Source organism: Kitasatospora sp. NPDC002522 (assembly GCF_053595195.1).
The window spans coordinates 35156-47792 of record NZ_JBSFXE010000036.1; the positions used below are offsets into that span (position 1 = coordinate 35156).

Below are 12637 nucleotides of genomic sequence, written 5' to 3' on the forward strand. Positions count from 1 at the left end.
CCAGCCTAGCCCGTCCCCGCAGCCGGACGGGGGCCACGGCACGCCCCTGTGGCGCGCGTCCCATTCCGGCTGACCACCCGTCAGCGCCTCGCCACCGCGACCGCGCCGGGCGACAACTCGTTCGACCCGCCGCCGCGGACCGCCGCCTCCCCGTCCGCCTCGGACCCACCCCGACGCCCGCCCGGCCGAGCATGACGCAGATCACATCAGGAAGTCCGGAAACGGGCGTAATCACTTCGTCCACTTTCGACTCTTCAGTAGCAGGAGTCGGCACCGGCCACTCCCGCATTCGCACGCCCCCGGAAGGAAACGCCGTGTACGCAGTGCCCGCGGTGGTCGAGCACACCACCCACGCCCGTCTGATCGTCACGACCCACCGCACCGCCCGGCTCCGGGTGACCCTGCGCTACCGGTCGGACGATCCGCTGGCGGTCGCCATGCTGTTCCCGGCCGAGTACGCCCTGGACGCCGTGGACACCGACCCGCTCGAACCCTTCGACGCACTCGAACCCGCCGACGGCCCGGTGCTCGACGGGCCCCCGCCACCCGCCGAGATCACCTGGGTGTTCGCCCGCCACCTGCTCGCCACCGGCCTGGACCTGCCCAGCGGCGAGGGCGACGTGCACATCCGCCCGGCACTCGGCGGGCGCACCATGGTCGAACTGCGTTCCCCCGGGGGCGTCGCCCTGCTCCAGTTCGACGGCGAGGCGCTGCGCCGCTTCCTGTGGAGCAGCTACCTCACCGTGCCGGAGGGCCAGGAGCTACGGCACCTGGACGCCGACCGGGCGCTCGCCGAACTGCTCGCCTGACCGCCGGGCCGCCAGCGCACGTCAGTCCTTCCCGGTGCGCACCAGGTGCGCGTAGACCACCACGTTGCCGTCGTACCCGCCCCCATGGGTGTACGAGCCTCCGCAGGTGATCAGCCGCAGCTGGGAGTCCGGGGTCGCCGAGTACACCTTGGCGTCCGGGAAGTCCTGCTTCGGGTAGACCTCGACGCCGTCCACCTGGAACCAGGCGGTGGCCCGGTCGGCCCGGGCGATCTCCAGCTGGTCGCCGCGGCGCAGCGCGCCCAGCCGGTAGAACACCGCCGGGCCGTGCGCGTTGTCCACGTGCCCGGCCAGGATCGCCGCCCCGCTGGAGCCCGGCGCGGCGCCGTCCCGGTACCACCCCGCCAGGTTCCGGTCGGCGTCCGGCGGCGGCTGCAGCCGGCCCTGCGCGTCCAGCGCCAGCCGGGCCACCGGGGCGTCCACCCCCAGCACCGGGATCCGGATCCGCACCGGCGGCGAGGGCGGCAACGGCGGGACGACCGGCCCCACCGGCGTCCCGTCGTACGCCTGCGCGATGCCCGGCGCGGGCGGCAGCGCCCCCAGCCCGCCGTTCAGCAACCAGGCCCCCAGGACGATCGCACCCCCCGCCGCCACCGCCCCCGACCACCGCCCGCCCACCACACCACCTCCCGCCCGCCCACCGACCACGACCCGCCCAGTCAACCCACGCCCACCACCCCCAGCACCCCCGCAAGCCCCTCCGGGTGACACCCCCTCAGCCAAGCGACCCGCCCGCCGCGCGCAGCACACGGCCTCCGGCCGGAAGGCGGGAAGCACGACCGTCCGGCCCGGCGCCCCGCGAAGCTCATCGCAAGCTCCTCCCGCCGCGCGCAGCGCGCGTTGCGGGTGTCAGTCGCGGAGCTCCCCCAGCGTGGTGCGGCGGCCGCGGAGGCGGGGGCGGGTCAGGAAGCCCTCGGCCAGGGCGTTGGCGAGGCCGATCGCGGGGAGTTCGGAGGGCTTGTCGTAGAGCACGAAGCGCGGCTCCCAGCTGGGCCGGTAGCGGGCGTTGGCCCGGTAGAGGGATTCCAGCTGCCACCAGCGGGAGAGGAAGCGGAGCACCCCCCGCCACAGTCTCAGGACCGGCCCGGCGCCCAGGCGTTCCTCGAAGACCTCGCGGAACATCGCGAAGTTCAGCGAGACCCGGGCCACCCCGGCCAGCGGCTCCGCCCCTTCGCGGGCGCGTTCGAGCAGCTCGGCGACGGTGTGCTCGACCAGGCCGTGGTCGGACTCCCGGTCGCGTCGCATCAGGTCGAGCGACAGCCCGTCGGACCCCCAGGGGACGAAGGAGAGCAGCGCGGCGGTGCGGCCGTTCTCGTCTCGGCACTCGGCCATCAGGCAGTCGCCGTCGGCGGGGTCGGCGAGCCGGCCGAGGGCCATCGAGAAGCCGCGATCGGTGCGGCCGTGCCGCCACGCGTCGGCGAGCCGGACCAGCGCGGTGAACTCGTCGGGCGGGATGTCGCGGTGACGGCGGATCACCACCTGGTACCCGGCCCGGGCGACCCGGCGGCTGGTCTGGCGCAGGCCGCGCATGTCCCGCCCGGCCAGCGTGAAGCCGGCGGTGTCGACCACCGCCTCGTCGCCGAGGTGCAGGGCGCGCAGGCCGGCCACCCGGGCGTAGACGGTGCCGCCCTGCTCGCCGGCGCCGGTGACGGCGGGGATCCAGGCGTGCGCGCGGGCCTGCCGGTGCCAGTCCTCGATCGCCTGCGGCCAGGCCTCGGGGTCGCCGAGCGGGTCGCCGGAGGCCAGCGCCACGCCGTTGACCACCCGGTAGGCGACGGCGGCCTTGCCGCTCTGCGACCAGACGACCGACTTGTCGCGGCGCAGCGCGAAGTAGCCGAGCGAGTCGCGGCCGCCCTGCCGGGCGAGCAGCTGACGCAGTCTCAGCTCGTCCTCGGGGCTCTGCTGGTCCGTGCCGCGCGGGGAGCGCAGCAGGATCCGCAGGGTGAGCAGCAGCAGCGCCGTGCCGAGCAGGTTGACGGCGACGTCGATCCAGCGCGGCACGTCGACGTCGCTGAGTTGGACGACCCCCGAGAGGGTGACCAGGCGCAGCAGTACGTAGCCGACGGCCTCGCCCCAGCTCGGGACGCCGTCGGCGTGGCTGAGCCGGACGGCGAGTGCGCCGAGGAAGGTGAGTGCGGCGCCGCCGAGCAGCAGGACGGCGGCGGCGAGCGACAGGTTGCCGCGCCCGCCGCGGACCCGGAAGGCGGCGCGGCCCAGCCACAGGACGACCAGCAGGGCCAGGGTGACCGCGGTGGAGACCCAGTTGAACGGGTGGGCGCGGTACTCGGGGAAGCCCAGTGCGAGGGCGTAGACGGCGACGTGCAGTGCGGTCAGCGCGAGCGCGGTCAGCCAGGCGGCGCGCTTGCGGCGGCGCAGCATCACGGCGAGCAGCCCGGCCAGCAGTGCGGTGGTGAAGCCGGAGGTGACCAGGACCGGGGTGAAGTACTCGCCGCGGTTGGCCCGGTCGACCTGTTCGCGGAACGGCACCACGACCGCGCCGACCAGGTTGAGCAGGGTGGCGATCCGCAGGTACCACTGGGCGACCTCGGCGCAGCGCAGCCGCCAGCCGGGGACGGGGAGTTCGACCGCGGGCTCGGGCGCCGGGGCCGGCACGGGTTCGGCGACCGGGACGGCGACGGGCGGCGCCGCGGCGTCGACTCCGGCGTCGGGCCGGCCGGCACCGGTGTCGGGGCTGCCGGCCACCAGGTCGTAGGCGGCGGTCTTGGCGGCGACCAGCCGGCGGTGGATGCGGTCCTCGCGGCGTTCGGCGCGGGCCATCCGGCGCGGCCGCGAGCGGTAGCGCCAGCGCGCCCACGGGCTGCCGGGGCGGGCCAGCCGGACGGCCCCGACCAGGGCGACCGGCCACAGCATGATGCCGAGCAGCCCGGTCCAGGTCTTGCCCTTGAGCAGGCTGACCACCACCAGGGCGAACAGCACCGCCGCCCCGGCCAGGGTGGGGCCGTCCGGGTGGGAGATGAAGCCGCCGAGCGGGAGTTCGCCGATCAGCAGCAGGCCGATCACCGCCACCGCCAGCACCACCGCGTCCACCGAGGTACGGCCCTGCTCGCTCCAGTAGACGTCCTTCAGGTGCAGCACCAGGGCGAACTCGTCCAGCACCAGGCCGCACCCGACGCCGAAGCCGAAGCCCAGCAGGTTCCACCAGGCGCCGCCGTCGCCCCGGATGGCGAACGCCGACACGCCGCAGATCAGCAGCAGCGCCTGCCCGAACACCACGTGGTGGATGTGCAGGCCGCCGGGGGTGACGTTCCCCGGCCACCAGCGGACCTGCGCCCGGATCATCCGGGTGGAGAAGCGGATGGACAGGAACGACAGGACCAGACCGAGCAGCAGCAGGAACAGCGGCTCCCGGCCGGTCTCCACGATCCGTTGCCGGTAGGCGTCGAGAAGCGACTGCCACATGGGCGGGTGGGACCTCCGTGTCGGGGTGGCGGGCGGTGGACGGGTCCGGGGCGGTGGTGCCATCTGACGCCAGGTCAACTGCCTGACGCCAGCGCCGCTCCGTACACCGTGCGCCGAACAGGTGAGCGTGTGGCCTGCCGCTCCCCCGGTCATCCGTACACCTGGCCGTGATTACCGGCGTGCCGCCCCGACCCGTGCCATGCTGAGCCGGACTCCCCCGGACGACGCATCACTCATTTCATCTGATGGACCGTCCCTCCGGCCGGTTGACTTCGCTTACTCCCTGGTGAACGGATGTGAGACATGGACGCCCTGTCCCGCAGGACGCTGCTGGCCGCCGGTGCCGCGACCGCCGCCTCGCTGGCCGCCGGATGCTCCGGCGCCAAGGGGAGCGGGGGTGAGCAGGCCGGCCCGCCCGCCCAGGCCGACGGACTGTCGGCCAGCGGCAGCCCGAGCGCCGTCCCCAAGCCGCCGGCCGCGCTGATCGGCGACGGCTCCACCTCCGACACCGGCCCGCAGCCCGGCCAGCCGAAGGCCGAACCGCTGGAACCCGGGCAGCGCCCGCCGCAGTTCGTGGTCTTCTCATGGGACGGCGCCGGCGAGCTGGACAACAAGCTGTTCAGCCGGTTCCGGCAGCTCGCCAAGGACCACAACGCCTCGATGACGTTCTTCCTCAGCGGCATCTACACCCTGCCGGAGTCGAAGAAGTCGATGTACCGCCCGCCGCAGCACCCGGTCGGCGCCTCCGACATCGGCTACCTGGCGGACAATCACGTCCGCGACACCATCGAGCAGATCAGCGCGGCCTGGCTGGAGGGCCACGAGATCGGCACCCACTTCAACGGCCACTTCTGCGGCCCGACCGGCGGCGGCCGCTGGTCGGCCGAGGACTGGGACAGCGAGATCCAGCAGGCGATGGACTTCGTCATGAACTGGAAGACCAACACCGGCATCACCGACCTGCCCGCGCTGCCCTTCGACTACCGCAAGGAGCTGATCGGCGGCCGCACCCCCTGCTTGGAGGGCCAGCGCGGACTGCTGCCGACCGCCGCCAAGCGCAACTGGAAGTACGACTCCTCCGGCCCCGGCGGGCTGCAGGTCTGGCCGCAGAAGTTCGCCGGCGGCCAGCTGTGGGACATGCCGCTGCAGTCCATCCCGTTCCCCGGGCACAGCTTCCAGGTGCTCTCGATGGACTACAACATCATGTACAACCAGTCCGGCAACAACACCAAGGCCGACCCGGGCCAGCACGGCTTCTGGCAGACCCAGGCCCGCGACTCCTACCTCAACGGCTTCAACCGCGCCTACAACTCCAACCGCGCGCCGTTCATCATCGGCAACCACTTCGAGCAGTGGAACGGCGGCATCTACATGAACGCCGTCGAGGAGACCCTGAAGCAGATCGCCGACAAGCCCGAGGTCCGGATGGTCTCCTTCCGCCAACTGGTCGAGTGGCTGGAGGTCCAGGACCCGGCGGTGCTGCGCAAGCTCCAGGCGCTCGCCCCCGGCGAGTCCCCGATGGGCGGCTGGAACGGCTACCTCGGCGGCGCGGGCACCAGCGCCTCCGCCCCCGCCTCCGCGGCCGCGAAGGTCTGACCCGCCCTCAGGCGGCGCTCCCCGCGCGGGGCGCCGCCGCCCGGCCGGAGAGCAGCGCGCCGAGCAGCGCGACCCCCGCCATCACCAGGAAGATCACCGCGAACGGCCCGGCCGGCACCGGGCCGTCCTGCGTTCCCGCCACCACCGCGCCGCCACCGCCGAGCGCGGCGAACAGCACCCCGGCGAGGCCGATCAGCAGCACGTTGCCGAGCGCGTCGCTCAGTTGCAGCGCCGCCGAGTTCAGACCGGTCTCCTCCGGCGCGGACAGCTTCATCATCAGCACGCTGATGCTGGCCACCGCCATCCCCATGCCGACGCCGCCGACCGCCCAGCAGGCCGCCGTCACCCAGGTCGGCACCGCCGGGACCAGCACCAGCGCCGCCCCGCCGATCGCCACCGCGGTCATGACGAAGCCCAGCCGGATCATCGTCTCGCGGTGCCGCTCCGCTCCCGGCCGGCCCTGCAGCCAGGAGCCCAGCGCCCAGGACAGCCCGCCGCTGGTCAGCGTCAGCCCCGCCATGGTCGGCGACAGGTGCCGCTGCGTCACCATCATCAGCGGGATGAACGCCTCCGCCGCGAAGAACGCCCCCGCCGCCACGCCGCGCAGCACGATCACCGTCGGCAGCCCGCGCGCCGCCCGCAGCGCCCCGCGCGGCAGCAGCCGCACCACGGCGGGCAGCAGCAGCCCGGCCCCCGCCAGCGCCGGCAGCAGCGCGACCACGTCCAGCCGCTGACCCGCGTACTGCAGCAACCCGGCGCCCACCGCGGCCATCGCCGCGTCCCGGGTGCGTCGGCGGTCGAACGGCTGCGGGTCGAGCGGCGGCTGCTCGCGCTCCGACCGGCTCAGCGCCGGACCCATCACGGCCAGCGGCAGCAGCACCAGGACCGGCACCGCCAGGAACACCCAGCGCCAGCCCAGGTGCTGGGTGACCGCGCCGGAGATCACCGGACCGAGGATCGAGGGCAGCACCCAGGCGGCCGAGAACGCCGCGAACACCGACGGCCGCAGCCGCTCCGGGAACGCCCGGCCGACCACCACGTACAGCGCCACGATCACCAGCCCGCCGCCCAGGCCCTGGATCGCCCGGCCCGCCACGAACAGCCACATGTTGGCGGCCGTCCCCGCGACCACCAGCCCCGCGGCGAACACCGCGATCCCGGTGAACAGCGGCGCCAGCGGCCCGCGCCGGTCGCTCCACTGGCCCGACACCACGAGGGCGAACAAGGTGCTGGTGAAGTACCCGGAGAACGCGAAGGCGTACAGCGCGATGCCGTCCAGCTCCCGCGCCGCCACCGGCATCGCGGTGTTCACCGCGGTCGCCTCGAAGGCCAGCAGCAGCACCACCGAGACGATGCCCAGGGTCAGCGCCCGGTACGGGCCGCTGAGCACCCCGCCGGTCCCGTCGTCGGCCCCGCCGCCGGCTGCGTGGTCGGCTCCGTGGTCGGGACGTGTCGCGGGCGGGAGGCCGGGCTGTGTCTCGGAGGTGGTGGTCATTCCCACATGGTAAGTGCCGACCTGCCGATTTACTCCTGACCTGCGGTCGGATCGGAAGCTCCGCTTCCGGACCTAGGACCCGCCGGCCGGCGGACTCAGTGCAGCACCTTGAGCCCGACCACCCCGGCCAGGATCAGCACCAGACAGGTGATCCGCGCCGCGCTCGCCGCATCGCCCAGCGCCGCCATCCCGTACAGCGCGGTGCCGATCGCACCGATCCCCACCCAGACCGCGTAACCCGTGCCCAGCGGGATCGACCGCATCGCGTACGCCAGTCCGCCCATCGAGAGCACCAGCGCCACCGCGAACACCACGGTCGGCACCAGTCGCGAGAACCCCTTGGTCGCGTCCAGCGCGACCGCCCACACGGTCTCCAGCAACCCCGCGACGATCAGAACCACCCAGGCCATGACGACGGACTCCTCCGCAGTAGTCGAAACACCTACCGCGCCGTCTTGTCCCACCGGGTACGTCGCACCTCGTCCGGGGCGGACCGCTCACGGCCCGCCACGCCTTCGACCGTAGCACAGCCGCGACACACGGAATTCATATACGGATATTGACGCCACCCCCACCGGCACCCCTATGATGAATTCACCAACGCAGGCAGAGCGACGACAGGAGTCGGCAATGAACAGGAAGACGGTGGCCCTCGCAGCGCCCCGCACCTGCGCCTCCTGTCCCTGCCGGATGCGTTCCTGTTGTTGCGCCTGATCCGCAACGACCTTCGCCACCAGGCGTTCTGACGCCTCGTCGGCTCCCCCACGGCCGTGTGCCCGAGTGGTTCAGGGGACCGCCTGCAAAGCGGTTTACACGGGTTCGAATCCCGTCATGGCCTCTTCCGGAACACCGGGTGCGACATTCCCGCCGAATGTCGCGCCCGGTGCATTCCGCTGCCCTCGGGCGATTCGGCGCATTCCTGTCGCCTTTCCCCGGGCCTTTCCGTGCGCCTTTCTCAGCACCTTCCCCGCCCCGAAATTACCGTGCGCCGCCGCGCGTTGTCCCCGGTATGACCTCCAGCGATCGAACCGCCCCCGCGCCGCGGATCGAACCCTGCGGCAAGCGGATCCGCACGTACCTCGGCGGACTGGCCGTGGCCGACACCACCCGGGCCCTGATGGTCTGGGAGCACGACCGGTACCCCGTCTACTACATTCCGGTCGCCGACGTGCGTACCGACCTGCTCACCGCCACCGACCGGATCTCCCGACGCCCGCTGCTCGGCGATGCCCGGGTCCTCACCCTCACCGTGGGCGGGCACACCGCGGAGCACGCCGTCCGGCAGTACCCGGACTCCCCCGTCGAGGCGATCCGCGACCACCTGCGCTTCAACTGGGCGGCGATGGACGCCTGGTACGAGGAGGACGAGCAGGTCTTCACCCACGCCCGCGACCCGTACACCCGGATCGACATCCTGCCGTCCTCGCGCACCGTCCGGATCGAGCTCGACGGCACGCTGCTCGCGCTCTCCCGCTCCCCCCGCCTGCTCTTCGAGACCGGCCTGCCCACCCGCTACTACCTGCCGCCGACCGACCTGGTGCTCCCGCTGTTCACCACGAGCGACCGGATCACCCACTGCCCCTACAAGGGCACCGCGACCTACCTCTCCGCCCAGGTCGGCGACACCCTGCACCAGGACCTCGCCTGGTCGTACCCCACTCCACTGCCCGAGTCCCAGAAGATCGCCGGCCTGGTCGCCTTCTACGACGAACGCGTCGACGTCTTCGTCGACGACGTCCGGCAGCCCCGGCCGAGCTGACCACCACGGCCGGGCCGCGAGCCTCTCGGAACACAACGCGGCGCGGGCGCCGGTCCCCGGTCCTCTCGGATCCGGGGCGCCGACGCCCGCGCCTTGTTGCTGCTCCTACCGGTACTACTCGATGACCGGCGGGTTGGCGGTCCCGCCGCGCCAGGTCTCCTCGTCCTCGATCAGGTAGTCGGGACGGTGACCCTCGCCCTTCTTCTTGCGGCCGCCGGAACCCGAACCCGGGGCGCCGTGCATGCCGCCCGCACCGGCCTGGCCGTTGCCACGGCCCTTGCCGATGCCCGAACCGCCCTGGGTGAAGGACCGGCCACCGGCACCGCCCTTGGCGTTGCCGACCGTGCCACCGGCCTTGCGGACCAGGCCGCTGTTCTTGCCGCCGCCCTTCGAGCCCGCGCCACCGCCGCCGCCCATGCCGCCACCGTGCATGGCGCCCATGCCGCCGGCCCCGGCCGCACCCTTGCCGGCCGCGGAACCCGCGCCACCGGCACCGGCCGCACCACCGGCCCGGCCACCGGCCGCGCCACCGGCACCGCCGGCGCCCGAGAGCCCGCCGCCGCCGACCCGACCGCCACCGGCGCCGCCGGCCGGCACGAAGCCGCCACCGCCGCCGAGGCCCGGCACGTAACCGCCGCCGCCACCGCCGCCGCCCGAGAGGCCGCCGCCACCGCCGCCGCCAGGCCCGGGAATCGTCCCCGGCCCACCCGGCATCCCGATCCCCGGCCCACCGGGCCCCGTCGGAGTACCCGTCAACGGCGGCAACCCGGTGATCTCAGTCCCCGGCGGCTGCACCGGCGGAGCGATCACCGGCCCACCCGGCGGAACGATCGGCCCACCCGGAGGCTGAACCGGCCCCGTCGGATGCCAAGGCGTCGGCTTCGGCCCATCCGGCGGCCCCGGCACCACCTGCTGCGGCGGCGTCTGCTGAGGCGGCCCCTCCGGGTACTTCGGCATCGGCATCGACGGCGGAGTGTGCCCGGGCGGAGGGACGGGGTTGGTCGGCGCCGGTGGGAACGGCTTCGACGAGTCGACCGGCTTCTCGCTCGGCGGGTGATCGAGGTAGTCCGCCGCCTGGATGTACTGCGGGCCGAGGTGCTCCATCACGCCGATCGCGTACTGGTGGGCGACCTCGGTGGCCGAGAGGTCGTGCGCGTTCTTGTTGACCGCGTCGATCCGGTTCATCCCGGAGGCGATGTCGCGCTTGAAGCCCTCGTCGGACGAGGCGAAGCCGTCGCTGAGCGTCTTGCCCACCCGGTCCCAGAAGTCCGGGACCTTGATCGAGGACATGGTGGACTTGGTCTGCTGCAGCGCCGTGGCGGCGTAGTTCATCGCCACCGAGGTGTTCTGCGCGTGCGCGGCGGTGTTGACCAGGCTCTCCTGGATCTGCCCGCCCTTCTGCGCGAAGCCCTGGGCGGCGGCGCCGTCCCAGTGCGTGGTCGCGTGCTGGACCGCCGCTTGGAGGTCGGCAGCGACCTGGGTCAGCTCCTGGTGGACGCTCACCCAGTGCTGGCCGACCTCCCGGATCCGGTCCGGGCTCGAGTGCTGGACCATGTCCTTGAGCGGGATCAGGTCGTAGCGGTCGAACGGAGTCTTTCCCGATGCCATGTCAGACCCCCTACGCCTGAATCTGGTTCATGGTCGCCTGCCCGTCGGTCTCCCGGCCGTTGTACCGGTCGGTGACCAGCTGGGTCTTGTCCCCGTACTCGTTGATCAAGGCGTCCAGATCGGAGATGGTCTGGGTCAGGAACACCTGCATCTTCCCGTGCGCCTCGAAGAGCGCATGGGCCTCGACGAAGTCGCCGCCGAAGGCGTCCCTGGTGATGTCGGTCTTGTACTTGGTGTTGGTCCCGCAGGTACTGATGTTCTGCTGGAGGGCCCGCAGCCGCTTGACGACTGCCTCCAGCTCTGCTGGGTTGACGCGGTATCCCTCGGACACGAGGCCCTCTCCCCCTGGAGTGTCGAAACTTCCCCGTGGTAACGCTCTGGTTGGTGGCCTTACCGTTCAGTTAGAGCGTTCGATCCTATCGCGTTTGAGCGGTGTACTGACACGCTCTCAACGCGATTGATTGCCGTCCTGGTAAGGATTCTGATAGGGCGTCTGCTGCGGCGGGTACCCGGGCGGCGGAGCCTGCTGGCCGTACGGCGGCATCGGAGGCTGCTGACCATAGGGTTGCTGCTGCGGCTGGGCCGGCGGCCAGCCCTGCTGCGCACCGTACGGAGCGGGACCGCCCGGCTGGCCGGGAACGGCCTGGGCGCGGTTGCGCTTGCGGCTGCTGGCCACCGCGATCGCGATGATGACGATGAAGAGCACCACTACGACTGCGGCGATGCCCAGGATCAGCGGAAGGCTGGACCCGGACGACGAGCCCTTGATCGCCGGCAGCGGGTCCGGGTCTCCCAGGCCCGACCCCGGGTCGGCGCTGCCCGCGCCCGTTCCCGCGGTCGCGCCGGCGGACGGGCTGGAGCCCGTGGCCGCACCCGCGAGCGGGCCCTGGGCGGAGCCCGCCGGGATGTCCATGGTCAGCGCCTCGTAGGCGCGGACGATCCCGTAGCCGTAGTGCGTGTCCGGCAGCTTGCCTGCGCCCGCCGGAGCCTTGGCCGACTTCACCAGCCGGTTCGCCACCTGACCCGCCGTCAGGTTCGGGAACTTCGCCCGCACCAGGGCAGCCGTGGCGGAGACGTAGGCGGTGGCGTCCGACGTGCCGTCCGCCATGCAGTACTGGCTCGACGAACAGGGCCCGGCGTGCACGATGTCCACACCCGGGGCCGACAGCATGATCTCCGGCCCGGAGTTCGACTTGTCCCAGGACTTGAGGTCCTTGTTCACCGCCCCGACCGCGATGACGCCCGGCGTGTTCGCAGGCGACTCGACCGGCCCGCCGTCGTTGCCGGCTCCCGCCACCACGACCACGTTGTGGCTGACGGCGTAGGACACGGCGTCGGCCATCTTCGGGTTGTCGGCACCGGACAGCGAGATGTTGATGACGCCGGCACCGTGGTCCACCGCCCACTTGATGCCTTCCGGCACCGCGTCGCCGCCGGCCGCCGAGTCCTTGTAGACGGGGATGATCTTCGCGCCGGGTGCGAGACCCAGCACGCCCTCGTTGCTCCCGTGGCCGCGGCCGGCGATCAGGCTGGCCATACCGGTCCCGTGCGGGTCGGTGGGCTTCCGCTCATGGTCGCCGCCGCTCGGGTCGTAGCCGGGCAGCACCTGACCGACGAGGTCCGGGAAGGTCGGGTCCACGCCCTCGTCGATGACGGCGACCTTGATGCCGTCGCCCTTCGTCACCGACCACACCTTGTCGAGGTTGAAGTACTGGTTCGCCCACTGCCCGTCCCGCACCTGGTCCGCCGAGGCGGTCGGCAGGCCTGCGAGCAGGAAGCCTGCGGTCAGTGTGGCCGCGCCGAGCACGCGCGTGAGTCTGGTCAGCGTCATCAGTACCCCGTCAGTCGATTGACAGCCCGTTCGTTCTCGCAGTGCCCCCCGGAACGCAGGACCGTCCGATCGTATCGCCCGATCCGGGTGTGCGCGCAGAG

Annotated in this window: 10 protein-coding genes, 1 tRNA gene and 1 riboswitch; of the genes, 4 read left to right on the forward strand and 7 right to left on the reverse strand. The window is 72.6% G+C overall.

Going from position 1 to position 12637, the window contains the following annotated elements; translation table 11 throughout:
• Positions 1 to 314 precede the first annotated feature (314 nt).
• Positions 315 to 809: an SsgA family sporulation/cell division regulator gene (locus ACWD4U_RS26570; protein WP_363456253.1), complete on the forward strand. Its 495-nt coding sequence runs from the start codon at positions 315 to 317 to the stop codon at positions 807 to 809.
• A 21-nt stretch (positions 810 to 830) separates the two neighbouring features.
• On the opposite strand, the gene ACWD4U_RS26575 is transcribed toward ACWD4U_RS26570, so the two are convergent.
• Together ACWD4U_RS26575 and ACWD4U_RS26580 are read right to left on the reverse strand one after the other, a co-directional pair.
• A complete protein-coding gene (locus ACWD4U_RS26575) occupies positions 831 to 1445 on the reverse strand; it encodes a class F sortase (protein ID WP_363456336.1) in 615 nt (204 codons plus the stop codon).
• Positions 1446 to 1676: 231 nt separating this feature from the next.
• Positions 1677 to 4247 (reverse strand): phosphatidylglycerol lysyltransferase domain-containing protein, encoded by a 2571-nt coding sequence (locus tag ACWD4U_RS26580; RefSeq protein WP_363456256.1) that lies wholly within the window; start codon positions 4245 to 4247, stop codon positions 1677 to 1679.
• A gap of 303 nt (positions 4248 to 4550) precedes the next feature.
• Between ACWD4U_RS26580 and ACWD4U_RS26585 the strand changes: the two genes are divergently transcribed.
• On the forward strand, positions 4551 to 5843 hold the full coding sequence (locus tag ACWD4U_RS26585) for a polysaccharide deacetylase family protein (protein WP_363456259.1): 1293 nt from the start codon (positions 4551 to 4553) through the stop codon (positions 5841 to 5843).
• A gap of 7 nt (positions 5844 to 5850) precedes the next feature.
• Here ACWD4U_RS26585 and ACWD4U_RS26590 read toward each other — a convergent pair whose 3' ends face one another.
• Both ACWD4U_RS26590 and ACWD4U_RS26595 read right to left on the reverse strand, forming a co-directional pair.
• Positions 5851 to 7338: an MFS transporter gene (locus ACWD4U_RS26590; RefSeq protein WP_363456262.1), complete on the reverse strand. Its 1488-nt coding sequence runs from the start codon at positions 7336 to 7338 to the stop codon at positions 5851 to 5853.
• A gap of 95 nt (positions 7339 to 7433) precedes the next feature.
• Positions 7434 to 7748, reverse strand: a complete 315-nt coding sequence (locus ACWD4U_RS26595) for an SMR family transporter (protein ID WP_363456265.1) — start codon at positions 7746 to 7748, stop codon at positions 7434 to 7436.
• A 34-nt stretch (positions 7749 to 7782) separates the two neighbouring features.
• Positions 7783 to 7848, reverse strand: a riboswitch (guanidine-III (ykkC-III) riboswitch).
• A 256-nt stretch (positions 7849 to 8104) separates the two neighbouring features.
• Between ACWD4U_RS26595 and ACWD4U_RS26600 the strand changes: the two genes are divergently transcribed.
• Both ACWD4U_RS26600 and ACWD4U_RS26605 read left to right on the forward strand, forming a co-directional pair.
• Positions 8105 to 8176: transfer RNA gene (locus ACWD4U_RS26600), tRNA-Cys, on the forward strand.
• Between the two features lie 171 nt (positions 8177 to 8347).
• Positions 8348 to 9097, forward strand: a complete 750-nt coding sequence (locus tag ACWD4U_RS26605) for a DUF427 domain-containing protein (protein ID WP_363456268.1) — start codon at positions 8348 to 8350, stop codon at positions 9095 to 9097.
• Between the two features lie 114 nt (positions 9098 to 9211).
• On the opposite strand, the gene ACWD4U_RS26610 is transcribed toward ACWD4U_RS26605, so the two are convergent.
• The 3 genes from ACWD4U_RS26610 to ACWD4U_RS26620 all read right to left on the reverse strand — a co-directional run bounded on the left by ACWD4U_RS26610 (position 9212) and on the right by ACWD4U_RS26620 (position 12536).
• A complete protein-coding gene (locus tag ACWD4U_RS26610; protein WP_363456271.1) occupies positions 9212 to 10705 on the reverse strand; it encodes a WXG100 family type VII secretion target in 1494 nt (497 codons plus the stop codon).
• Positions 10706 to 10715: 10 nt separating this feature from the next.
• Positions 10716 to 11036 carry a hypothetical protein gene (locus ACWD4U_RS26615; RefSeq protein ID WP_363456274.1) on the reverse strand — a complete coding sequence of 107 codons (321 nt, stop codon included), beginning with the start codon at positions 11034 to 11036 and terminating at the stop codon, positions 10716 to 10718.
• A 117-nt stretch (positions 11037 to 11153) separates the two neighbouring features.
• Entirely contained in the window at positions 11154 to 12536 is a 1383-nt protein-coding gene (locus tag ACWD4U_RS26620) for a S8 family serine peptidase (protein ID WP_363456277.1), read from the reverse strand.
• Positions 12537 to 12637 lie beyond the last annotated feature (101 nt).

Coding starts and splice junctions, on each gene's coding strand:
- ACWD4U_RS26580 (WP_363456256.1), bottom strand. CDS start 4,247: ATGTGGCAGTCGCTTCTCGACGCCTACCGGCAACGGATCGTGGAGACC.
- ACWD4U_RS26585 (WP_363456259.1), top strand. CDS start 4,551: ATGGACGCCCTGTCCCGCAGGACGCTGCTGGCCGCCGGTGCCGCGACC.
- ACWD4U_RS26590 (WP_363456262.1), bottom strand. CDS start 7,338: ATGACCACCACCTCCGAGACACAGCCCGGCCTCCCGCCCGCGACACGT.
- ACWD4U_RS26595 (WP_363456265.1), bottom strand. CDS start 7,748: ATGGCCTGGGTGGTTCTGATCGTCGCGGGGTTGCTGGAGACCGTGTGG.
- ACWD4U_RS26605 (WP_363456268.1), top strand. CDS start 8,348: ATGACCTCCAGCGATCGAACCGCCCCCGCGCCGCGGATCGAACCCTGC.
- ACWD4U_RS26610 (WP_363456271.1), bottom strand. CDS start 10,705: ATGGCATCGGGAAAGACTCCGTTCGACCGCTACGACCTGATCCCGCTC.
- ACWD4U_RS26620 (WP_363456277.1), bottom strand. CDS start 12,536: ATGACGCTGACCAGACTCACGCGCGTGCTCGGCGCGGCCACACTGACC.